Origin of the sequence: Caldimonas taiwanensis NBRC 104434 (assembly GCF_001592165.1) — a bacterium.
In the GTDB taxonomy this organism is placed as follows: Bacteria; Pseudomonadota; Gammaproteobacteria; order Burkholderiales; family Burkholderiaceae_C; genus Caldimonas; species Caldimonas manganoxidans.
In genome coordinates this window covers 316,481-339,291 of sequence record NZ_BCWK01000001.1, presented here as the reverse complement: position 1 = coordinate 339,291, position 22,811 = coordinate 316,481, and the positions used below count along the sequence as shown (strand labels likewise).

Here is a 22,811-nt window from a genome sequence, read left to right as displayed (position 1 = left end):
AAGCAGCCCGTCCTTCAGGTGCACGACGCCGAAGTCCTTGCCCGCCTCGAGGCGGGCAGCACGGGCCTGCTCGCCGTAGGCGGCCTCCAGCGCAGCGTCGAACTTGGCGCGGGCCTGCTTGAGCCAGGCGAGCGCTTCGTCGAGGTTGCGGCTGATCTCCGCCTTCTGGGCGGGCGGGAGTTGAGCCAGCTGGCCGACGGACATCGCGGCGATGTCGGCGGGGTAGAGGGTCAAATCGCTCATCGCATCCCCCTTCAGCGCGCCGCGCGCTCGGAGGTCGAGTCGTGCAGGGCGCCACGCTCGAACTCGATGACCGACTCCAGGGGGTAGCTGACGCGCTTGGACAGCTTCAGGTAGCGCGGGCCCCGCCCTTCGCTGCGCCAGCGCTGCAGGGTCTTGGGGCTCAGGCCCCAGCGCTGCGCGAGCTCGTTTTCGTTGAGGACCCGACGGTCGCCGGGAGACAGGCTGTTGATCGCATCGACCGGCGACCGGGTGATGGTGCTTGCCGTTGTCGGCATGGAAGCCTCCTATGACGCTGTTGAGGAACAGGTGTCATTGCAGGCTTCGGGTGGCGAACCTTGGAGGGACCGAATGGCGAACCACGCGGGAACTTCGGGTTCGCCAAAGTTCTCGCCGATACGAAAACGGCGGGCACAAGGCCCGCCGTCATGGTCGAGGATCAGTCAAGGACGGCTGTGCGTCACTCCGCCTGCAAGGCGGCGATCAAGGGGCAGCGCACCCGGCCGCGAATGGCATTGCAGCGCTGCACGAGCTCGGACAGCGCCGCTTCGATGCGCTGCAGGTCAGCCAGTCGTTCGCGAACGTCAACGAGTTTGCGCTGAGCCTGCGCACGCGCCTCGGCGCAGTGCGATCCGTCCTCGAGCTTGAGCAGTTCGGACACCTCGTCGAGACTGAAGCCCAGCCGCTGTGCCGACTTGATGAAGCGGACGCGGCCAAGCTCGTCGGCGCCGTAACGGCGGATACTTCCCTGCGGCCGATCTGGTTCGGGCAACAGCCCCTTGCGCTGGTAGAAGCGGATGGTTTCGACATTGACGCCAGCCGCGCGCGCCAGCGCGCCGATCGTCATCGCCTCGATCTCGGGCGTGCTGTTCATGGTCTTGACTCCGTACTTAAGTACGGAAGTAAGCTTACTCCATGAAACCAGACACCCCAACTGCGCAAGGCAGTACCGGAGGCGGCCGTGCGGCGCTCGCGGCCGGATTCGTCTCGGCCATCCTCGCATCGACCTGCTGCCTCGGGCCATTGGTGCTGATCACGCTGGGCTTCTCAGGGGCATGGATCAGCAACCTGACGGCCCTCGAACCCTACCGCCCGATCTTCATCGGCGCGGCCCTCGTCGCGTTGTTCCTCGCCGGGCGACGCATATGGGCGAAAGCCCCGGCGTGCGAACCCGGACAGGCCTGCGCGGTGCCGTCGGTTCGGCGCGGCTACGAGCTGCTGTTCGGGATCGTGGTCGCCCTGGTGATCGTGGCGCTCGGCTTCCCGCTGGTCGCGCCCTGGTTTTACTGAACGGAGGTTTTATGAAGAGATTGCTTGGTTTTCCGATGCTGACGCTCGCCCTGATCGTGAGCGTGCCAGTCATCGCCGCGACAAAGACCGTCACCCTGTCAGTGCCGGGCATGAACTGCGCCGCCTGCCCGATTACGGTCAAGAAGGCGCTCGGCAAGGTGCCGGGCGTGGCCAAGACGGACGTGAACCTCGACAAACGACAGGCGACCGTGACGTTCGACGACGCGCGGGCGAATGTAGAGGCGCTGACGCGGGCGACCCAGGATGCTGGCTACCCCTCGACGGTGGTCGGGAGCGTGAAGTGACTGCCGTCGTTCTGGAATCGACGTTGACTTGTCCGGAGTGCGGTCACACCAAGACCGAGACCATGCCTACCGATGCCTGCCAGTGGTTCTATGAGTGCGAGGCCTGCCACGCCATACTCAAGCCCAAGCCCGGGGACTGCTGCGTCTATTGCTCCTACGGCACTGTGCCGTGCCCACCAATCCAGGAGCGTGGCAGAGGTAGTTGTTGCGCCAGCTGAGCGCCAGTCTCAAGCTGAAGGAAAGCCCAGCAGCCGACGCTGCTCGCCCCAGTCGCGAGGCAGCAGGTCTTGGCGGCCACGCAGCGTGTGCAGATTCAGATGCCGGGGCTGGCGTCCGTCCAGGATGGCCTCGACGATGTCGGGGGCCAAGAGGGTCAGGCGCAGCACCTCGGCCACCCAGCCGGGCTCCAACTTCAGGGCGCGGGCCAGGTCGGTCGTCGTGGGATAGCGCCCCTCCTCGAGCAGCCGCTTCCAGTAGAAGGCCTTGCCGAGCGTCTTGATCATCGGCGCATCCAGGCCGCCCGCGGTCGCAGCGGCGGACTCGGCCGTCGGCGGGATCAGGAGCTTGCGGTTCTGCCTCCGCTTGATCGTCAGGGGCACCAGGGTCACCCGCTGCCCGTCGCTGACGTAGCTGCGTGCATCGTGGCCGACCTCGACGCGGATCGCGCGACGGCGGGAGTTCGGCGTCGGATCGGGAGGCGAGCGGGTCATGTCAAGACCTCCTCGGCAGGCGTGCGGCACTCGCCGACCAAGGGATGCGCGCCGATCTCGGGCCCCAATCCCAGCCAGCCGTCCTCGCGCCAGAGGATGTCGAGTCCGTACTCATGCAGTTGGACCCGCTCGATCAGCAGCCGCGCGATGCGTTGCTGCTCGGCCGGAAACAACTGCGCCCACACGTCGCCGATGCGTCGCATCGCCACCACCACCTGCGCTTCGTCGAGGGCGGCGCCCGCCGGGTGGCGCTGGCACGCCCGCCAGGTGCCGATCAGCACCTCCGGCGCCGAGAGCGCCGCGTGGATCTGCGTCAACACCGCGTTCTCGATCTCGGCCGCGGGCAGATGGCCGACGTCCGGGGCGTCCGGCGCCAGGCTCGCGCCCGCGTTGCGGCGCTTGTGCAGGTAGGGGACGTAGTAGCGGTAGGTGCGTCCGCTCTTCTTCTTGACGAAGGTGTGCAGCATGCGCTGCCCATCGGGCGCGAACAGCAGCCCCGCGAGCAGCGCCGGATGCTTGGCCCGGTGTTCACGCGGCGCCTGCTTGCGGCGCGCGATGAAAGCGTGCGCGGCGTCCCACAGGTCTTGCGGCACGATCGCTTCGTGTTGGCCGGGATACCACGTGCCGTGGTTGCGGATCTCACCCAGGTAGATGCGGTTGCGCAGCAGCGCGAAGATGAACTGCTGGTCGATGGGTCGGCCCGTGCGCCGGCGCCCGCCTTGGGTCACCCAGGCCTTGGTGGTGTGCCCCTCGACCGCCATCTCCCGCACCAGCCGTGCAGCCGAGCCATGCTCGGCGTAGCGCCGGAAGATGTCACGCACGAGTGCGGCCTCGCGTTCGTTGACGACGAGCTTGCGATCGACGACGTCGTAGCCCAGCGGCGGCATGCCGCCCATCCAGAGCCCCTTGGCCTTGGAGGCGGCGATCTTGTCGCGGATGCGCTCGCCGGTGACCTCGCGCTCGAATTGGGCGAAGGACAGCAGGATATTCAGCGTGAGCCGACCCATTGAGGTGGTGGTGTTGAACTGCTGCGTGACCGACACGAACGAGACGCCGTTGCGGTCGAACACCTCCACCAGCTTGGCGAAGTCCGCCAGGCTGCGCGTGAGGCGGTCGATCTTGTAGACGACCACGATGTCGATCCTGCCGGCCTCGATGTCGGCGAGCAGCCGTTTGAGCGCCGGGCGGTCGAGATGGCCGCCGGAGTAGCCGCCGTCGTCATAACCCTCCTCGACGGCGATCCAGCCCTCGTGGCGTTGGCTGGCGATGTAGGCCAGGCCCGCATCGCGCTGTGCCTCCAGGCTGTTGTACTCCTGCTCCAGCCCTTCGTCGGTGGACTTGCGGGTGTAGACCGCACAGCGCCTCGATGGCGTGACGGGACCTGGGGTCGGCATGGTCGACGAGGACACGGGCCGTTGTGATCTCATGCCGGCTCCTTCTGGCCGTGCTTGGTCTTGAGGCCGAAGAACGCGGGGCCCGACCAATGCGTGCCGGTGATGTGGCGGGCGATGGCCGTCAGGCTCTTGAACCGCTGCCCCTGATACTCGAAGTCATTGGGCCCGCGCACCAGCACCCGGTGCTCGACGTCGTCGAAGATCCGCGTGAGCACGGTGCCCGGCAGCAGCCGATTCGCGTCGTGGCGAAGCTGGCGCGGCAGGATGCCCGTCTCACCGATCTCCTCGAGCTTGCGGCGGGTCGCGGGCTTCAATCCGCCGAAGGCGCGCTCCTGGATCTTGTAGGCGAGCCGGCTCTCCAGCCAGGTGCGGTGGTGATGCTTGGGCCGCTCCTCGAAGTACTCGTCCCACAGCGCCCAGAGGCTGTCCATCGGCAGGTGGGGCAACTGGGCGACGCGGGCGGCGACGGTGGTCGGGTCTGCAGGGCTTGCGTGTGTCGTCATCGGCGAACTCCTCGTGCGTGATCGGGGTTCGCATTCACGCGCTGTGGACCGCACAAGCCAAGGCCAACCGAGTCGCTGTCGGTGGCGATATGGCCAGATGGCGGAAAGGGGCGCGCGCGCAGCCGCAGCAGGGCGCAGGCCAGCAGATCGACGATCTCTTGGTGCGCGTGCCGAGGCCGATCAGCCTCGAGGGCCGGGGAGCGGGGTTCGAGTTCGTGCATGGTCGGCGTTCGGATGGAAAACGCCGCTCATGCTAGGAATCCAAGGGGCTTCGCGTAACGGCTTTTGGCGGGAATGTGCTCGCAAGAGCGGGTTTGGGAGTCACAGTCCCGCAGTGCTGGAATTTCCTCCACCTGCGGTCATCGCGCCGACGATCGAAACGTCGGCATCATCGGCAATCGATTCTCTTTCGCCAGAGTCACCTGTATCAGCGCTTGGCATCGACCAAACACGACTCTCGACAACCGACGGTATGCGCTCCAGAGCCCCAAGCGGCTCGATGCCCATTGCATGGAGCCGTGCCTTGAGTTCGGCTAGCACCTCGTCCTTTCGCAGCGACCACGTCGATGCAAAGCACCGCCAGAACACCCAACCGGCGCGCTCGAGTATGCGCTGGCGCTGCATGTCTGTCGGCCAGCGGTCCGGGCCATGAAACTCGTCGCCGTCACATTCGATAGCAAGGCGCGTGTCGTTCGCTCCCTCCACCACCATGTCGATGCGGTAGGCACCAACCTTGACCTGAGGCGTGACGCGATAGCCGAGATTAACGAGCGACGAATACACGTCGCGCTCGAAGCCAGACTCACACAGGTCGACGAGGCTCCTTTCCTCCTCGCCGCCATCCAACGGCATGGTGAAGTGTTCGACGAGCGTGCGCCGGACGTCCGTCATCGACAGCTCACCGAGCTTGACTGAGCGTACGAGGTACATACGGTCGCGGGCACGGCTGGCGGCGACGTTGAATCGCTGCTCGAAGATCTGTCCGGAGAGCGCGTGATGGCGGGTGGCGTCGGCCACCATGCTCAGGAACATGATGTCGCGCTCGCTGCCCTGGAACACGTAGGCGTCGCCGCAGGCGAACTTGCGGCGCTCGAGTTCGGCCAGGTCCACCCGGCTGACCACCAAGTTGTAGATGAACTTGGCCTGCTCTGGCCCCAAGAGCGACACGACCCCGATCGTGCGATTGCGCAGCTTGGGGTTACGCAGGATGGCCTCGATCTCAGCTGCGATGAACTCGGCCTCCATCCGGTTGACGTCCCGGTTGTCCCGCACCCCCTGCTCAATGAATACGTCCACGAGCGGTGGGTCGATGCGCTCAGAGGCCTTGGGCACGCGAAGGGGTCGAATCTGGTTCTTGTAGTAGGTCTTGTTGCTGTAGGCGATGATGGGCTGCACGCAACGGAAGTGCTCCGCGAGCATCACGCGCTCGGCCGCAAAGACGGTGGACGCGATGTCGTACAGCGACTTCTCGGGAGTCAGGTCCCGCCCGTAAGGTTGGTCAGAGAGGAAGCGCTCTCGGAGCGCTGCGATCTTGGCTGCCGAGATGAAGCCACCGCTCGGTGATACTTGCTTGTCGTCGCCCACCACCAGGATCTTCTTGCCACGTAGCACCGCTGGCAATGCCCAGAGGTCGGACTGGCTGGCTTCGTCCACGATGACCAGGTCAAAGACACCGAGCTGGGCCGGCATGCTCTCGGAGACCTTGGCATGACTCATGATCCAGCAGGGAATGGCGCCTTGAGCGTCGAGCATCGCCTTTTGTGCGTCGCGTCGATAGCGGGTGGCGTTGGGCCCGGTGCCTTGGCCGATCCTCCGGATGGCCACACGGTAGCTCTCCAGGGCCGATAGCACCCTGGCTGATGCCTGGGCCTTTGTCTCAAGCCACGCCGACTTGGCCACCAACTGCTCGTACTGCTGAGCGAGCACTCTCTCGAGGTCGCGGCGGCGTTGTGCGAGCGTCAGGAGTTCATCGCGGGCTTCGATGGTTGCGAGGTGGTTCTTGATGCGTGCCCAGTTCCAGGCATCGCGCCATGAGACAGGCAACACCTCGTCGTCGCCGGTGGGCGGGAGTACTTGAGAACGCAGGCGGGCTGCCCACTTCATCGCCCCGGCGCGCTCGATGCGCGCGCACAGGTCGTTGACGGTTGCCAGGCTCGACGACAGCGACTCGACGCGCTTGATCTCACCGATGATCTCCGCATACTGCGCCACGATGCGCTCGGTGGCGACTTCGGGATTGCCGAGCTGCGAGTCGATGAACGCGCGCAGCCGCTCGACCACCGGCCCCGAAGTGCCGGCGAGCTTCTCCTGGAGAATGGCGAGCTGCGCGGCGGCAGTCGCGAGCTCGGCGCGCGTGAGGTGGCGGCGTAGATGTTCGCGCACCGTCTGCAGTTGAGACGAGCCGCCAAGGAGTTCGTTCTTCGGCGGCTCGCGAAACACCTTCTCGGCCATGCGAGCCAGATTGGCGTCGTGGGCGATCGCCAGTTCGTGCGCCAGTTTCGCCGCGAGCGCAATCCGCTCGGTCGAGCGCAGCGCCTCTACGTCAGCCTTGACCTCAGGCACCGAGAGTTCCTGCGCGAACTGATTCCATCGCACGGAGAACGACAGTACCCTCTCGTGCAATCGCACATAACGATGCACATGTACCCAGTCCTCGACTGCTTGGGGCGGTAGTCCGGACACGCGGATGGCACCCACCTGTTCCTTCGCATCACCGTTGCCAAAGCTCATCAACCCGAAGGGCTTGCCCGTCTCGCGCGCCCGCTCGATGGCTTGAACGACCTTCGGGTTGCCCAATGCTTCAGCGGGCAACGCCACAGGCCGCTGCAGGAATGCCGCGCGAGCCTGCACCAGTTCGTCGACCTCGGCCAGCAGTGCCTTCAGCGCATCCTGTTCGCTGGCGAAGTCCGGGCGTCGGCACTTGGTTCGCAGATCGAAGACCCAGGGGCTCTCCAATTCTTCCAGGTGGTGCACGATCTTGAGCACCTGGTCGACTGCCGCGAGCATGCGGCGGGCTTCATCGAGCACCTCGGGCGTCAAGGCACGCAGCGCCAGCAATTCGCCGTCGGCCTCAGCACCATCGATTTCGCGAATACCCACGAGAGCGTCGTGCAGCTTGGCCACCTCTTCGGTAGGCAAGAGCCCGAAGCTCGAGGGCAGCCGTGAAGAGACGTAGATGAGGTCGGTTCCCAGTCGGCGGCGGGCATCTCTGAGCGTCTGTGCCTCGGCGTCGCTCAGGGGCGGGGCGTGCTCCGGCAATAGCGTCAGATCGTCGTCGAACCAGTCGTGCTGTTGTTGGCCGCAGACGACCAGCTCGGCCATCTTCTGCGCGCGCATCTGCACGCCATCGACCTCGATGCCCGCCAACTGCTGAACGGCAATCTGGTCGACGCGCTTGTCGATACGGGCGATCTCGGCGTGTGCGGCGTCGATCAGCTGCTTGCAGCGCTCAATCTCGTCTTGTATGGCGCGTGTGTTGAGCTGCGACAGGTTGTGGATGATGGCCTCGATGGAGGCCTGGAACTGCCGCATCCCTTCCTTGTCGCCTGACAGCAGCGCCACTGTCAGCGGCCGCACGTTCTCCGGGATCTTCTCCTGCAGTACGGACAACGCATGCTCGCCCTTGGAGGTCACCAGCACCTTACGCCCAGTGGCGAGGTAGTGACAGATGATGTTGGCAATCGTGTGCGTTTTGCCGGTGCCCGGCGGCCCTTGGACGCAGACGCCAGGAGCGCGCTCGAGCATCTCGACGATGGTCTCCTGCTCTTGGTTATAGGGCAGCGGGAAGTAGAGTTCGCGCGGCTCACCCTTGGCCCTGCTGCCGCTGCACAGGCCTCGAAACGAGATGGCCTCGTACTTGACGACCTCATCAGAGGGCGGCGTCACGAGGCAAGCAGGGCCGGCAGGTATCGCATCGCCTGCTTGCAGGCGTTCTTTCAGACGACGGATGTCCTCGACCAGGAAGTTGGCCGAGCGCGGACGAACGAACAACACCCAGCCGGCCGTGACCAGCAGTTGGTCGGACGGAGTGGGTAGCCCCTGATAGGCTGGGTCGTAGCGCCCCGCCTTGTCGAGGCTTCCGGCGGCGAGCTTCAAGATGGGCTCGAAGCTTCCGATGTCGAATGGCGTGAGCGTGCGCTCCGAGTCGGTCTCCAGGAGCACCTTGGCCTGCTTCTCGACTTCGGCCGCTCCCATGACTTGACAGGCGCCAAAGGCGTCGAACTCCAGGCGCGGGGCCACGGCCCTGGGGCGCACCGAAATCGTGTGCGTCTGGGGGTCGAGGTCGATCTCGACGACTTGTGTCAGCAGCGGGTACTGGTAGTCGACGCTGACGCCCTCGCCGTTTCCGTCCTCCGTGCGCGTGCCGGTGAACTTCCAGGCCGACACGCCCATGCCCCAAACCAGTTCCGATGGGTTGGAGGTCTCCTCGGCTTCGAGCCGACCCTTGAGCATGAAGAGATCGCCATAGAGTGCGATAGTGCGGCGCCGGGGTTTCTCCCCTTCGGCCCAGGCCTGCCAAAGCGGTGTGTAGGCCGTCAAGACTCTCGCAACGCGCTCGCGGCGATGTTTGTCGCGAGTGGCCGCGACCTCCTCACTCATCGAGCGTCTGTCAGCTGCGAATCGATGTTGCAGCGCCTGCTCGTTGAGGGTCGGCACGGGCCCGCTCGGATCGTCGGAATAGATGATATAGGGCCTCGCCTCCTCGTCAGGAGCAGGTGGTGAGGTGGACTCGAGGCGCGCAACCTGCAGCCAGATGTGGTCACCTTCGACCTTGCGATCGAGGTCGACGCCGGGCAGCCCGGCCAGGTCCTTTGGGAAGCGCCTGAAGTCGGAGGCGCCTGTGAGAACGTAGGCCCTGGGGTCGATCTCCTTGCCCTGCTCGACGATGTAATCGAGCAGGCGTGTAAGCAAACCGTGTTGCGGGGTTGTCGGCATCAGTCCTCCCTCGGCTGTTCCTCTTTGGCCGCAGCGGGCACGGCCATGTGGTGGCGCTTGACGTGCTTGAGGATGGCGACCTCGAACACGCTGGCCGGCGAGCGACGTTCAGCCTCAGCGGCACCAGCCCACGCACGCCTGACTTCAGGCGTGAGTTTGATGCTCGCAGCTTCGGTCGTGCGTCTGACTCGCGGCATCACGTTGGACTCGGTCGGTGCCTCAAGAAGTATCTCCACAGCAGGAAGCGTAATTGGACGACGGGGTGTTCCCTGAAGACGATCATGTCGCACGTCCTCCGCTATCTCGAAGCATAGAACTCGGCGTGGCTGGCAGAGATCTCTTTGTCCTGCCACGACCGATCCCAAGCGCGCGGCTCGGCGCTCTCCAACAGCAGCAGGGTCAGGACGCGATCTCTCGAGGCGTAGCTGTGCTTGAACTCGCGCAGCTTCATGTGGGGTGCCTCCTCCGGGCACCAGATCGCGGCGGACATCTCGACGCCGTCCCATGCCTGCTCGACGCTCGCGTCGGCGGCGAGCGTGCCGGGTAACGGCTCTTGCGGATCGCCGGTGCGCCGGATGCGCGCCCGGGTTCTCACGGCGCTGCTGCTGCGCCATTCGTACTTCGCGTAGCCGTTGTCCCAGTAGACCAAGATGGCGCGCTGCGGGGTGAACTTGATGAAGCGGATGCACAACGCCTCGAACGAGACCTGGAAGCGCTTGGCAATGGCACTGAGGACGTGCAGATCGATGCGTCGGTTCGAGATCCACTCGCGCAGCCGATCGCCGGGCATCAGCAAATTGCCGGCGAAGTCGTCGGCTTCGCGCTCGATCAGACGCATCGTCTCGTGGCCGGAGTGGACGCTGTCCTTGTCGCAGTTGAAACGCGACTGCTGGTCGCGGTGCAGGACGAAGTGGCCCAGCTCGTGCGCAATGGTGAATCGCTGGCGCTGCGGGCTGACCGTGCCGTTGTAGGCGATACCCCAGACCTCAGGGTCACCGGGGTCCCGCGCCAGCAGGCCCTCGAAGGCATCGTCGTTGAACTGCACCGGCGGACGAATCTCCCGAACCCCTTTGCCGTAGGGCGTGGTCGGCAGCATCTGCCGCACGACATCGAGATCGACGGCCTCGGGCACGTCCGCGCCATACCAAGCCCGCAACCAGTGGTGGACTTTGTTGGCGGCGATCGCGCCGTTGAGGGCCGGGGGCGTGTTCACCTTTTGGTTTCCGGCAGATCCTTGTCCGGAAAGATGATCTTCAGCGCCTGGCGCACCCGGTCCTTCTCAGCTTCGGTCATGCCGGCATAGGCGCGAAAGAAGGCCACATCCTCGGGACTGGCCTCGGGCACCTGGGGCATGGGCTCGCCCATGATGTCCTCCATGGTCACGCCCAGCACCTTGGCCAGCGCCTGCACGCGCTCGGCCGAGGGGCGTTGGCCCTCCTTCATCTCCAGTTCCCAGATGTAGGCCTTGGTGCAGCCGACCGCGTCGGCCACTTGCTGCAAGGTCAGCTTCTTCGCCTCGCGAAATCGCCGCAGGCGAGATCCAAACGCGGAAGCCATGGCGATGTCCTGTCTCGAATCACGGGGGAGTGTTGGAATGCAGTCCGACAGTATAGCGCCGTGATACACGTGAGCGCCAGATGTGCCACGGCGTTTGACAGGCAAGTCAGGGAGGGACACAATCGCGCTGTATCACGCTGCCTTACTTTTGTGTGATATCCGTTCAGTCAATGGCGGCCGGCCCGCGTGCCCGAATCCTCGGTCCGCAGACCTTCGACGCCACTTCAGGGAAAGGACCGAGACGCGATGAAGAAGACCTATGTCGACGTGCTGCAGGCGCTGCCGCCGGATGAGACCCTGCACCAGTTCCTCGCCGGCCATGGGCTGGCGCTGCCAGCGCTGGATCCGCAGCCGGACGCACCGCCGAACCAGGTCGTGATCGAGGCCATCAAGACCTGGAGCGACACCTTGGCGCGCGACCGGATGACGGCCGAGCTGATGGCCAGTGTCGCGCTGGGCGATGCCGCCGGCTGCCAGGCGATGTTCGAGGCGGCGCTGTCCGATCCGGCCGTGGTGACGGGGCTGGCGTTGTGCCACAGCGACTTGCATCGCTCGTTCTGGCTGTACGTGCGGCACCGGGCGCTGTTCGAACGCGCCAGCGATCTCGACTTCTGGGCGCACCACAGCGCCCAGGCGCAGCAGTACGACCTGGGGGTGCGGCGCCCTCCGATCACGACGGAGGTGGCCCTGGCTGGCTTGCGCCAGGCGATCTCGGCCTATTACCAGCGCGAGCGGCAGTGCGGCGAGGGGTGTGTGGCCTACCTGGTGCCGAGAAGCCCCGGCGTCCACCTGCTGACGGTGCACGTCAAGGACCTGGCCATGCTGCGGCTGGAGTTCGAAGGCGTGGTGTTGAAGCAGCGCGTGGGCAATCCGAACATCCACATGGTGCTGGAGTACGCCGAAGCCACGGGCGTGGTGCGCACCTTGGCGCGCGGCGGCCACAAGGTGCAGCAGATGCTGGTGCAGGCCTTCGCCGAGCATGTGCTCGGTGTCGAGGCCACGCCCGAGCGCATCAAGGCCCCGGCGCTGGACCTGTCGGCGCTGCGCACGGGCTTCGACGTGCCGGAGGTGTTCGAGGACGGCTTCTCGCTGGTGCAGCTGAAGTCGCTCACGCTGCTGAGCCCGCACGGGGATCTGAAGATCGAGTGCACGGCCATGCAGGCCAGCCATCACCGCTCGGTGCATGAACTGCTGCGCGAGCACCTGCCGGGCCCGCTGGAAGGCCGCTGGGCGGTGCTGGCCGCCCAGATCAACCTGTACTACCCGCCCGAGCCGGGACGCCCCCGGGCGCGCGTGGTGCCCATCGAGGTCACGAGCCGCGGACGGCTCAACCTGCACCAATTCGATGCCAGGCTGCAAGCGCAGCTGGAGCGCTACCTGGTGAGGATCGGCATCCTGCGCCCTGGCCAGACCCTGAGCGCGCAGACCCTGCCGCCGGGCGCCGTTGGCACACCGGCCGCCGAGGGCGCGTGAGATGTCGGCGCACGAGGCCTGGCAGTTCCTCTGCCGGCTGTTCGCCAGCGGCACGCCGGTGCTGCGCGCCACGCTGTCGCCGCGCGAGGTGGCGCTCTTGCCGCACCTGGGGTGCGCGATCCAGGCGGCGGTGATCGATCAATCCTTCGTGCCGTGCCCGCATTGTTTGCTGCATCGGGCACCGGTGTTCGGCGACGGCCGCGGCGGGCGGCTGTGCCGCTGCCCGGACTGCGGGCCGGTACCGCTCGTGCCTGATGATGGCGCGGCGATTCGGCTCAACGAGACATGGCTGCACCAACAACTGCGCTTGGCCCTTGCCATCGATAGCCGCGATGGCGTCGACGACCTCGGCGACGGCGTGTGGCGGCTGGGGGATTGCCGGCGCTCGCCGGTGCTCCTCGCACGCGACATCGTGAGGCTGTGGCGCGAACCGGCGCTGCTGGAGCGCGTGCGCGTGGCCGGTCGCAACGTCCGGGTGATCACGCCGAAGCCCCGCGAGACGCGCGGCTCACCCTTCGGTCCGGGCGTGGAGTGGTGGGCGCTGGAGGAGCGCTTCGCCTTCTACGCGGGCGGCATCGCGTTCATCGGCATGCCGGGGGAGCCACCAAGCCCGAAGGCCAGCGATCCCACGACGCCGGTGAAGGGGCCGTTCTCCGCCGACTTCCGCTGGGTCACGCTGCCCGAGGGGCCGCACGGCCCGATCCATCTCACCCAGGCGCAGGCTGCTGTGTTCCGGGCGCTGTGGTCGTTCAAGGGCGAGCCGCGTACGGCCGAACAGATCATGCAGCGCGCCGGGCTCGACAGTGACAAGCCCATCGACGTGTTCAAGGTCAAGGCGCGCGACAAGGGCAAGTCGGAAGCCGAAGGGCCGCTCTTTGCTTACCGCACGCTCGTGGTCACGCAGCAGCGCGCGGGCTTGTACTCGATGCCGTGCGCGATCTCTGAGGGCTGAGCGCGCCCAAGGCAGGGCCCATACAGCGGCCGCGGAGATCTGCTCTGCGTCAATCTCCAGCCTCGTTCGTCCGGCAGCCGATCTGATGGGGGTAACCGCGCGGCGCGTTCACCGCTGACGCTCGATCTTGATGCGATCTTGATATGGACGCCATCAATCGAATGCCGTCTTGATATCGGTTTCAGGACGATGCCTGCCTCAGAAGTTTTGATCAGGAGGCAATCGATGGATCTGATCTATCTGGCCTGGGCCACAGGTTTCGTCGTGCTCGTGTGGAGCGCCATCGCCGGCTGTGACCGGCTCAAACGCGGCTGAGGAGGCGGTATGGAACCGATGTGGTTGATAGGGCTGGCTGCGCTGCTCGCCGCCGGCTTGCTGCTGTATCTGATCTATGCGCTGTTGTGGGTGGAGGGCATGGAATGAACCCCGATGCAATCCCTTGGGCGATGTTGGCGCTGTTTCTCGGCGTCCTGTTGGCGCTGGGCTGGGTGCTCGCGCGCTGGTGCGATGCGGTGTTCAGCGGCCGGCTGGCGCAGCGCTGGCGGCTGCTCGGCCATATCGAAGTGGGCTGGCTGCGGCTTGTAGGCAGCCGCGCCGACGAGGACATGGGCTGGCGACGCTATGCCCTGGCCATCGTGCTGTTCAACGTCATCGGGCTGCTCTTTCTCTATGCCTTGCAGCGCCTGCAAGGCGTGCTGCCGTTGAACCCGACGGGCATGGGCACGGTGGCGCCGGATCTCGCGCTCAACACCGCCGTGTCGTTCGTGACCAATACCAATTGGCAAAGCTACTCGGGTGAGAGCACGGTCAGCCATCTGACTCAAATGCTCGGGCTTGCCGTGCAGAACTTTCTGTCGGCAGCCACCGGCATTGCCGTGGCGCTGGCGCTGATCCGCGGCCTGGTGCGGCACTCGGCGCAGGGCCTGGGCAATGCGTGGCTGGATCTTGCGCGGGCGACGCTCCTGGTGTTGCTGCCGCTGTCGGTGGTGTTTGCGCTGTTTTTCGTCTGGCAGGGTGTGCCGCAGACGCTGGCCGGCACGCACACGGCGCAGCTGCTCGACCCGGTGACCTACACCATGCAGCAAGGTGTGCAGACGGTGACACAGACCGCCACCACGCAGGCGATCCCGGTCGGCCCGGTGGCTTCGCAAGAGGCGATCAAGCTGCTCGGCACCAACGGCGGCGGGTTTTTCAATGCCAATTCGGCGCACCCCTTCGAGAACCCGACCGCGCTGACCAATTTCTTCCAGCCTCTGGCCATCCTGCTCATTCCCGCGGCGCTGGTGTTTTTGTTCGGCCGCTGGGTGGGGGATTGGCGGCAGGGTGCAGCGCTGCTCGGCGCCATGCTCGTGCTGTTCATTGGCTTGTATGCCGTCGGTGTGACTGCCCAGGCCACCCCCAATCCGATGCTAGCCCAGCTGGGTCTGCACGGACCGAGCCTAGAGGGGTTGGAAACGCGCTTTGGCGTCGTCGGCACGATGCTGTTTGCCACCGCGACCACGGCGGCGAGTTGCGGCGCGGTCGATGCCATGCACGACAGTCTCATGCCGATGGCCGGCTTCGTGCCCATGTTCCTGATGCAATTGGGCGAGGTGGTGTTCGGCGGTGTGGGCTCGGGGCTGTACGGCATGCTGCTCTTTGCCGTGGTCGCCGTGTTCATCGCCGGGCTGATGGTGGGCCGCACGCCGGAGTACCTGGGCAAGAAGATCGGCGCGTATGAAATGAAAATGGTGGCGATCGCGGTGATCGTCGTGCCCGCGCTGGTGCTGGGCGGCACGGCGCTCGCGGTGCGCCTCGAGCCGGGACTGGCCGGTTTGCTCAACCCGGGTGCGCATGGCTTTTCCGAGGCGCTGTACGCGCTCACCTCGGCAGCCAATAACAACGGCTCGGCCTTCGCGGGGCTTTCGGCCAACACGCCCTTCTACAACGTGCTGTTGGCGGCGGCGATGTGGTTTGGCCGCTTCCTGGTGATCGTGCCGGTGCTGGCGCTCGCCGGCAGTCTGGCCGCCAAGCCGCGGCTGACGGCCTCGCCCGGCACGCTGCCGACCCATGGTCCGTTGTTCGTGGTGCTGCTGGTCGGCACGGTGCTGCTCGTGGGGGCGCTCAACTACGTGCCCGCGCTGGCGCTGGGCCCCGTGGCCGAACACCTCGCACTATTCGGCGTTCGGTGAAGGAGATTCCTATGACGACGATGACGCATCGCGCGCCTTCGATGCTCGACCCGGCGCTGCTCAAGCCCGCACTGCTCGAGTCGCTCAAGCGCCTTGCTCCCTGGGCGCAATGGCGCAATCCGGTGATGTTCGTGGTCTGGGTCGGCGCGGCCCTGGTCACCCTGATCGGCATCCTGGCGGCCTTCGGCCGGCTGACCGCGCCGGTGGGTTTCACCCTTTGGGTCGCGGCCTGGCTGTGGCTGACCGTGTGGTTTGCCAATCTCGCCGAAGCGCTGGCCGAGGGCCGCGGCAAGGCGCAGGCCGCGGCGCTGCGCGCGGCGAAAAAACGCGTCTATGCCAAGGTATTGCAGGAACCGCACCATGGTGCTTCGTGGATTCCGGTGCCCAGCGACGAGCTGGCCACAGGCAAGGTGGTGCTGGTCGAAGCCGGAGACGTGATCCCTGCCGATGGCGAGGTGATCGAGGGGGTGGCTTCGGTCGATGAATCGGCCATCACCGGCGAGTCCGCGCCGGTGATCCGCGAGTCCGGCGGCGACCGCTCGGCGGTGACGGGCGGTACCAAGGTAATCTCCGACTGGATCGTGGTACGCATCACGGTGCAGCCGGGGCAGACGTTTCTCGACAGGATGATCTCGATGGTCGAGAGCGCCAAGCGCCGGCGCACGCCCAACGAGATCGCGCTGACCATCCTGCTGGTGGCGTTGACCCTGGTGTTTCTGATCGTCTGCGTCACCCTGTTGCCGTTCTCGCAATACAGCGCACAGGCGGCGCAGCAGGGACAGCCGGTGTCGGTCACGGTCCTGATCGCGCTCTTGGTCTGCCTGATCCCGACCACCATCGGCGCTTTGCTGGCGGCGATCGGCATCGCCGGGATGAGCCGCATGCTGCGCGCCAATGTGATTGCCACCTCCGGCCGTGCGGTGGAGGCCGCCGGCGACGTGGACGTGCTGCTCTTGGACAAGACCGGCACCATCACGCTCGGCAACCGTCAGGCGGTGGCCTTCCATCCGGCCCCGGGAGTGAGCGAGCAGGAACTCGCCGATGCCACGCAGCTGGCGTCGCTTGCCGATGAAACCCCCGAAGGGCGTTCGATCGTCGTGCTGGCCAAGCAGCGCTTCAATCTGCGCGGGCGCGACACCCACGGCGTGCAGTTCGTCGCGTTTTCCGCGCGCACCCGCATGAGCGGCGTCGATGTGGATGGCCGCAGCATCCGCAAAGGCGCGGTCGATGCCATCGAGCGCTTCGTGCGCGAAGCGGGCGGCGAATTACCAGGCCCGGTGCGCGAACGTGCTGAGGCCATCGCGCGCCAAGGCGGCACGCCGCTTTTGGTGGCCGAAGGCAGACGCGTGCTCGGCGTGGTGGAGCTCAAGGACATCGTCAAGGGCGGCATCCGCGAGCGCTTCGCCGAGCTGCGGCGCATGGGGATCAAGACGGTGATGGTCACCGGCGACAACCGGCTCACCGCCGCCGCGATCGCCGCCGAGGCCGGGGTGGATGATTTTCTCGCCGAAGCCACGCCCGAGGACAAGCTCGCGCTGATCCGCAGATACCAGGCCGAGGGGCATCTGGTGGCGATGACCGGCGACGGCACCAACGACGCCCCGGCGCTGGCGCAGGCCGACGTCGCGGTGGCGATGAACGCCGGCACGCAGGCGGCCAAGGAAGCGGGCAACATGGTCGATCTGGACTCCAATCCGACCAAGCTGTTGGAAGTGGTGGAGGTCGGCAAGCAGATGCTGATGACCCGCGGGGCGCTCACGACCTTTTCGATCGCCAACGACGTGGCCAAGTACTTCGCCATCATCCCGGCGGCCTTCGTCGCCACCTACCCGCAGCTTGCCGCGCTCGATGTCATGGGATTGCACAGCCCGCAGTCGGCCATTTTGTCTGCGGTGATTTTCAACGCCTTGATCATCGTCGTGCTGATTCCGCTGGCGCTCAAGGGCGTGCGTTGGCGGGCGGAATCGGCCGAACGCCTCTTGCGCCGGCACTTGCTCATCTACGGCCTGGGCGGGCTGATCGCGCCGTTCATCGGCATCAAGCTGATCGACATGCTGCTGGTCGCCTTGGGCGTGGCTTGAGTGAAGGAGCTTTGAAATGAACGACCTGAAATCGCTTGTGCGCCCGGCGCTGGTGAGCTTTGCGCTGCTGGCCGTGGTCACCGGGCTGATCTATCCGCTCGCGCTCACCGGCATCGCCCAGGTTGCCCTGCCTTGGCAAGCCAACGGCAGCCTGATCGAGCAGGACGGCAAAGTCATCGGCAGCCGCCTGATCGGCCAAAGTTTCGATGATCCGAAGTACTTTTGGGGCCGCCCCTCGGCGACGGCCCCCCTCCCGTACAACGCCCAGGCCTCGGGCGGCAGCAACCTGGGGCCGAGCAACCCGGCGTTGATCAAGGCGGTCGAGGAGCGCATGCAGGCGCTGCGCGCGGCCAACCCCGATGCGCAGGGGCCGGTGCCGATGGACCTGGTGACCGCCTCGGCAAGCGGTCTCGACCCCCACATCTCGCCCGAGGCCGCGCTGTGGCAGGCCAAGCGCATCGCCAAGGCGCGCGGTCTCCCCGTGCAGCAGATCGAAGAGTTGATCCGTGTACATACCGAAACGCCACTGCTTGGCGTGTTGGGCATATCCCGGGTCAATGTGCTCGAACTCAACCTTGCACTCGATCGCCTCGCAAGGCAGTCCGCCGGTGGCGCGCGTTGAGCGCGATTGTTCGGCCTCGTTTCGGGGAAGACACCATGTCCAGAACCTTCGACAAGGCGGCAGCCGCCGTCATGACCTGTGCGCTCTTCGGCCTCTGCACACCTGTGCTCGCCGAGGATGTGCCCGAGGTGACCGCCAGCGGCAACCTGGGCCTCTACAGTCAGTACGTTTTTCGTGGCATGACGCAAACCGCGCACAAACCAGCGCTTCAGGGGGGCGTCGAATTCTCCCACCCCAGCGGCGTGTATGCAGGGTTGTGGGGGTCCAACGTCGACTGGCTCCAGAATTACCAGGGGTACCGCACGGGTAGCCTGGAACTCGACACGTATGGTGGCTGGCGCGGAAATATCGGCAATGGCTTCAGTTACGACCTCGGCGTGATTCGTTACAATTATCCCGGTAAGCGTCCGACCGGCGTGGTAGCCGCCGATACCAACGAAATCTACGCGGGCGGGGGGTGGAGATGGCTGACCGCAAAGCTCTCCTACAGCCTGGGTGACACCTTCGGCTTCGCTGCGCCAGCAGGCAGTACCTATTTCGATATCGGTGCCAGCATACCGCTGGCGGATACGGGGCTGAGTGCTGCGTTGCACTGGGGAAGACAGCGTTTCCGCGGCAACGCACGCGATTTTGGCTACGAGGACTGGAAGCTTGCCCTGAGCTATGACCTGGGAAGATCCGGTGCGCTCTGGAAAGGCATGAGTGTTGGCGTGCAATATACCGGCACCAATGCCGACCATGCGCTGTGGACCGATCGCAATGGGATAGAAATGGGCCGATCGCGGGCGACCGTCTGGATCGCACGCAGTTTCTGAGTTCATGCGTATGCGCCTTCCACTCGACAACCCTGGGCGACGTCGCACGTGAACACCGCTGGCGATGACCTGCGCCCCGATCCAGATCGGCTGCTTGCTGCCGTCCAGGCGGAGGAAACGCAGCGGCGGCGCGGCCGATTGAAGATCTTCTTCGGCGCCTGTCCGGGCGTGGGCAAGACCTATGCCATGCTGCAGGCGCTGCACGAACGCCGGCGTGAGGGCGTGGCCGTTTTGCTCGGCGTGGTCGAGACTCATGGCCGCAGTGATACCGAGGCGCTGTTGCAGGGTTTGCCCCGACTGCCGTCGCGATCGATCGACTACCGAGGACGCACCCTGTCCGAGTTCGACCTCGATGCCGCACTGGCCTCGGACGCGGCGCTGATTGCCATCGACGAACTGGCTCATAGCAACGTTCCCGGCAGCCGTCACGCCAAGCGTTGGCAGGACGTGACAGAACTCCTCGATGCCGGTTTCGACGTCTACACCACGCTCAACGTGCAGCATCTGGAAAGCCTGCACGATGTGGTGGCCGCCATCACCGGCATCCGGGTGCGCGAGACCGTGCCCGATCATGTGTTCGATCGCGCCGACGAAGTCACCCTGATCGATCTGTCTGCCGAAGATCTGATCAAGCGGCTGCATGCCGGAAAGGTGTATATGGGCGAGGCTGCACGGACGGCCATCGACCGATTCTTCCGCCCGGGCAATCTGATCGCTCTGCGTGAGCTCGCCCTACGGCGCGTAGCCGAACGCGTAGACGCGCAGATGCGTGCCTACCGCAGCCAGAAGGCGATCGAAGCCGTCTGGCCCGCGCGCGAGCGGCTGCTGGTCGCTGTTGGCGATGGCGACGACGAACCACTGTTGCGCTCGGCGATGCGTCTGGCGACACGGCTGGAAGCGGACTGGATCGTGGTTCATGTGGATCGAACCGCGGCACAGACCGAAAAAAACAAACGCGAGCAGGTGATGGCGTTGCTATCGCAGGCGCGGCGGCTGGGGGCCGAAGTATCGACCGTGGCGGGTGACGATGTGGCGGGTACCCTGGTCGAACTGGCGCGCGAGCGTAATGCCAACCGGGTGATGCTTGGCTGGCGACCGCGGCCGGGCTGGAAACGCCTGTTGAATCCACCCATGGTGGAACGCATCCGCCGCCTCGCACCCGACATCGAGATTTCTCTCATCGGTCTGCCGGTCCAGGCGCGATCCGCGCGGCGTGTTGGGGCCGAGGATGCACTGCGCCCACGGCACCCGTACCTGTGGGCCAGCACAGTGTGCGCGACGACCACACTGATCGCTTGGCCTCTGTCGCACATATTTGATCTGTCCAACATTGTCATGCTGTTCCTGCTGGCGGTGGTGCTGGTCTCCCTGCGTTGGGGGCGCCGTGCCGGCGCTTGGGCCGCACTGTTGGCGGTACTGTGCTTCGACTTCTTTTTCGTTCCGCCGCAATGGTCTTTTGCCGTCAGCGACAGCCAGTATCTGTTCACGTTCGTGTTGATGCTGGCAGTGGCTTTGATCATCGGCCAGCTCACAGCGCGATTGCGCTTCGCCGTGATCGCCATGCGTCAGCGCGAGCGGCGCAGCGGCTTGCTGATGGGCCTGTCCAATGCACTGTCTGGAGCCTTGACAGTCGAGCAGATCGTCGAAATCGCAGTACAAGTCTTGGAGTCCCGGTTCGATGTGAACATCGCCCTGGCGATTCCCGATGCCGATCACCGAATCCATGATCGCGCAGGCGGCTCCGCAGCAATGGACCTCAGCATCGCCCAATGGGTTCTCGATCGCGGCGAAACGGCAGGTGCGGGCACGGGTACGCTCAGCGCTACGACCGGCCGTTATCTGCCGCTAAAAGCACCGATGCGCGTGCGCGGCGTCTTGATCGTCGAGCCCAAGCATGCCGACACATTGCCTTGGCTACGTCCCGAGGATCTTGATGCCCTGGAGGCGTGCGCAGGGCAGATCGCAGTCGCGTTGGAGCGGGTACATTTCGTGGAGGTGGCCCGCGACGCCCTCGTACAAATGGAAGGGGAGCGCATGCGCAACACCTTGTTGCTCACCCTCTCGCACGATCTGCGCACGCCGTTGACGGGTATTTTGGGCGCTGCGGAGGTCGCAGCGCAGCGAGCAGGCGGCAGCGCCATCGAAGAACTGCTGCGGCAGATCGTTGCGCAGGCGCGCGCCATGCAGCGGCTTCTCGACAACCTGTTGCAACTGGCCAAGCTGCAATCCGGCATGGCCCGCCTGGAAAAGCAGTGGCATTCACTGGAGGAAATCGTCGGCAGCACCCTGCGGCAGGTCGAAGCCACGCAGGGGACGCATCGCTTGCAGCTTCATCTGCCCCCCGACATGCCGCTGATCGAGGTGGACGGCCTGCTGCTCGAACGCGCGCTGGTCAATCTGCTGGACAATGCCTTCAAGTACACGCCTGAAGGCACGACCGTCGAGCTTCGCGTCAGGCTCGAAGGCAGTGAGGTCATCATCGAAGTCGCCGATGACGGCCCGGGGCTGCCTGTTGCGGATCCGCGCATCCTGTTCGAACCCTTCCGTCGCGGTCAACCTGAATCCAGCGTACTCGGGATGGGGCTGGGATTGGCGCTGGTCGAACGGATCGCGCAGATGCATGGCGGCAAAATCGATGTCCGCCAGAAGCCGCCACACGGCACGATCTTTACGCTGCGTTTTCCCAAGGGCGTTTTGCCGCCAGAGGAAGCGGCCGTATGAGCGCGGCTCACATCTTGATGATCGAGGACGATGTCCAGATCCGCCGCTTCGTACGCGTCGCGCTCGAAGATGCAGGCTATTGCGTCGTCGAGGCCGAGGGTGTCAAGCGCGGTCTGATCGACGCCGCCACGCGCCGGCCCGATCTCATCATCGTCGATCTGGGCCTGCCCGACGGCGACGGCAAGCGCCTGATCGCGGAGGTGCGCGGCTGGTCGGATCTGCCCATCCTGGTGCTTTCGGCCCGCGACCAGGAGCGGGAAAAGGTCGCGGCCCTGGATGCGGGCGCCGACGACTATCTGACCAAACCTTTCGGCGTGGACGAGCTGCTGGCCCGGCTGCGTGCGCTGCTGCGCCGGCGATCATCGACGGCTGCGGACGTCATCGTGCGCTTTGGCGACGTCGAAGTGGACCTCACCCGGCACGAAGTCCGAAAACGAGACGAGATGGTGCATCTGACACCGACGGAGTATCGGCTGCTGGCAGCGCTGCTGAAGGCCAAGGGCGCGGTGTTGACCTATCGCCAACTGCTCCACGATGTCTGGGGGCCTGGTTACGCCAACCGCACTCACTACCTGAGAGTCCACATGGCCAACCTGCGCCAAAAGCTGGAAGACGATCCTGCCCGCCCCCGCTACTTGATCACCGAACTCCAGGTGGGATACCGGCTGATCGGAATCTGAACGCAGTCAGCGCTGTGCGGTTTAGGTGCCCAGGGTCGACTCATGCGTCCTTGGGCAATCACGGACCTCATGGCGAGACCATGCGTCGCAGTGAAACGGGTGTGCTGCTCACCCAAGCACGATGGACAACCGACGCCCGTGACACACGTGCAAGTCGTTGACGCGCAAGGCCGTCTGCGTGCGCTTCCGCCGAGAAGTTGGCGCGGGTTTTGAGAGAAGAAAGGGCAAAAGAGAGTCGAACTGGGCGACTTTCGGGCGGCGCGCCTTTACCGCGTGGCACACGCAGAACGGCCCGCAGCCCCGCGTCGTCTGCGGAACCCAGAAACGAAAACGCCCAACCGATAGAGGTTGGGCGTTGAAAT

Annotated in this window: 19 protein-coding genes and 1 pseudogene; 11 read left to right on the top strand and 9 right to left on the bottom strand. The window is 65.5% G+C overall.

Annotated elements, in window-relative coordinates; all coding sequences use genetic code 11:
• The 3 genes and pseudogenes from CTA01S_RS01695 to merR all read right to left on the bottom strand — a co-directional run.
• Positions 1 to 243: pseudogene (locus CTA01S_RS01695) on the bottom strand (hypothetical protein); the annotation flags it as partial.
• 11 nt (positions 244 to 254) lie between these two features.
• A complete protein-coding gene (locus tag CTA01S_RS01690; RefSeq protein ID WP_062191415.1) occupies positions 255 to 518 on the bottom strand; it encodes a helix-turn-helix transcriptional regulator in 264 nt (87 codons plus the stop codon).
• A gap of 182 nt (positions 519 to 700) precedes the next feature.
• A complete protein-coding gene (gene merR, locus CTA01S_RS01685) occupies positions 701 to 1,114 on the bottom strand; it encodes a mercury resistance transcriptional regulator MerR (RefSeq protein ID WP_053822773.1) in 414 nt (137 codons plus the stop codon).
• A 41-nt stretch (positions 1,115 to 1,155) separates the two neighbouring features.
• On the opposite strand from merR, the gene merT reads away from it, so the two are divergent.
• The 3 genes from merT to CTA01S_RS16840 are packed head-to-tail and all read left to right on the top strand — an operon-like array spanning position 1,156 to position 2,053.
• Positions 1,156 to 1,530: a mercuric ion transporter MerT gene (merT, locus tag CTA01S_RS01680; RefSeq protein WP_053822774.1), complete on the top strand. Its 375-nt coding sequence runs from the start codon at positions 1,156 to 1,158 to the stop codon at positions 1,528 to 1,530.
• 11 nt (positions 1,531 to 1,541) lie between these two features.
• Positions 1,542 to 1,835: a mercury resistance system periplasmic binding protein MerP gene (merP, locus tag CTA01S_RS01675; protein WP_053822775.1), complete on the top strand. Its 294-nt coding sequence runs from the start codon at positions 1,542 to 1,544 to the stop codon at positions 1,833 to 1,835.
• Positions 1,832 to 2,053 (top strand): GDCCVxC domain-containing (seleno)protein, encoded by a 222-nt coding sequence (locus CTA01S_RS16840; protein WP_082371571.1) that lies wholly within the window; start codon positions 1,832 to 1,834, stop codon positions 2,051 to 2,053. Before merP ends, CTA01S_RS16840 begins: the two co-directional genes overlap by 4 nt.
• A 9-nt stretch (positions 2,054 to 2,062) precedes the next feature.
• Here CTA01S_RS16840 and CTA01S_RS01670 read toward each other — a convergent pair whose 3' ends face one another.
• From CTA01S_RS01670 to CTA01S_RS01640, 6 genes are all read right to left on the bottom strand, one after another.
• The gene (locus CTA01S_RS01670; RefSeq protein WP_062191411.1) at positions 2,063 to 2,545 is read right to left on the bottom strand and encodes a hypothetical protein; all 483 of its coding nucleotides are present in this window, start codon (positions 2,543 to 2,545) and stop codon (positions 2,063 to 2,065) included.
• Complete coding sequence (locus tag CTA01S_RS01665; protein ID WP_157451272.1) at positions 2,542 to 3,939, bottom strand: recombinase family protein; 1,398 nt, start codon at positions 3,937 to 3,939, stop codon at positions 2,542 to 2,544. Before CTA01S_RS01665 ends, CTA01S_RS01670 begins: the two co-directional genes overlap by 4 nt.
• Positions 3,940 to 3,968: 29 nt before the next feature.
• Positions 3,969 to 4,442 carry a DUF2924 domain-containing protein gene (locus CTA01S_RS01660; RefSeq protein WP_062191404.1) on the bottom strand — a complete coding sequence of 158 codons (474 nt, stop codon included), beginning with the start codon at positions 4,440 to 4,442 and terminating at the stop codon, positions 3,969 to 3,971.
• 321 nt (positions 4,443 to 4,763) lie between these two features.
• Positions 4,764 to 9,377, bottom strand: coding sequence for a PDDEXK-like endonuclease domain-containing protein (locus CTA01S_RS01655; protein WP_062191401.1), 4,614 nt, complete (start codon positions 9,375 to 9,377; stop codon positions 4,764 to 4,766).
• A 298-nt stretch (positions 9,378 to 9,675) separates the two neighbouring features.
• Positions 9,676 to 10,509, bottom strand: a complete 834-nt coding sequence (locus CTA01S_RS01645; protein WP_062191480.1) for an ImmA/IrrE family metallo-endopeptidase — start codon at positions 10,507 to 10,509, stop codon at positions 9,676 to 9,678.
• A 77-nt stretch (positions 10,510 to 10,586) separates the two neighbouring features.
• Positions 10,587 to 10,934: a helix-turn-helix domain-containing protein gene (locus CTA01S_RS01640; RefSeq protein WP_062191395.1), complete on the bottom strand. Its 348-nt coding sequence runs from the start codon at positions 10,932 to 10,934 to the stop codon at positions 10,587 to 10,589.
• A 246-nt stretch (positions 10,935 to 11,180) separates the two neighbouring features.
• On the opposite strand from CTA01S_RS01640, the gene CTA01S_RS01635 reads away from it, so the two are divergent.
• From CTA01S_RS01635 to CTA01S_RS01600, 8 genes are all read left to right on the top strand, one after another.
• Positions 11,181 to 12,407, top strand: coding sequence for a hypothetical protein (locus CTA01S_RS01635; protein ID WP_062191392.1), 1,227 nt, complete (start codon positions 11,181 to 11,183; stop codon positions 12,405 to 12,407).
• Between the two features lies 1 nt (position 12,408).
• The gene (locus tag CTA01S_RS01630; protein ID WP_062191389.1) at positions 12,409 to 13,359 is read left to right on the top strand and encodes a hypothetical protein; all 951 of its coding nucleotides are present in this window, start codon (positions 12,409 to 12,411) and stop codon (positions 13,357 to 13,359) included.
• Between the two features lie 419 nt (positions 13,360 to 13,778).
• Positions 13,779 to 15,530 carry a potassium-transporting ATPase subunit KdpA gene (kdpA, locus tag CTA01S_RS01625; protein ID WP_062191386.1) on the top strand — a complete coding sequence of 584 codons (1,752 nt, stop codon included), beginning with the start codon at positions 13,779 to 13,781 and terminating at the stop codon, positions 15,528 to 15,530.
• An 11-nt stretch (positions 15,531 to 15,541) separates the two neighbouring features.
• Entirely contained in the window at positions 15,542 to 17,611 is a 2,070-nt protein-coding gene (gene kdpB, locus CTA01S_RS01620; RefSeq protein WP_371326075.1) for a potassium-transporting ATPase subunit KdpB, read from the top strand.
• Between the two features lie 16 nt (positions 17,612 to 17,627).
• Positions 17,628 to 18,233: a potassium-transporting ATPase subunit KdpC gene (kdpC, locus tag CTA01S_RS01615; protein ID WP_062191380.1), complete on the top strand. Its 606-nt coding sequence runs from the start codon at positions 17,628 to 17,630 to the stop codon at positions 18,231 to 18,233.
• Positions 18,234 to 18,268: 35 nt separating this feature from the next.
• Complete coding sequence (locus CTA01S_RS01610) at positions 18,269 to 19,048, top strand: TorF family putative porin (protein WP_062191377.1); 780 nt, start codon at positions 18,269 to 18,271, stop codon at positions 19,046 to 19,048.
• 48 nt (positions 19,049 to 19,096) lie between these two features.
• Positions 19,097 to 21,769 carry a DUF4118 domain-containing protein gene (locus tag CTA01S_RS01605; RefSeq protein WP_062191374.1) on the top strand — a complete coding sequence of 891 codons (2,673 nt, stop codon included), beginning with the start codon at positions 19,097 to 19,099 and terminating at the stop codon, positions 21,767 to 21,769.
• On the top strand, positions 21,766 to 22,449 hold the full coding sequence (locus tag CTA01S_RS01600; protein WP_062191371.1) for a response regulator: 684 nt from the start codon (positions 21,766 to 21,768) through the stop codon (positions 22,447 to 22,449). The genes CTA01S_RS01605 and CTA01S_RS01600 overlap by 4 nt, the downstream gene beginning before the upstream one ends.
• The last annotated feature ends 362 nt before the right edge of the window (positions 22,450 to 22,811 follow it).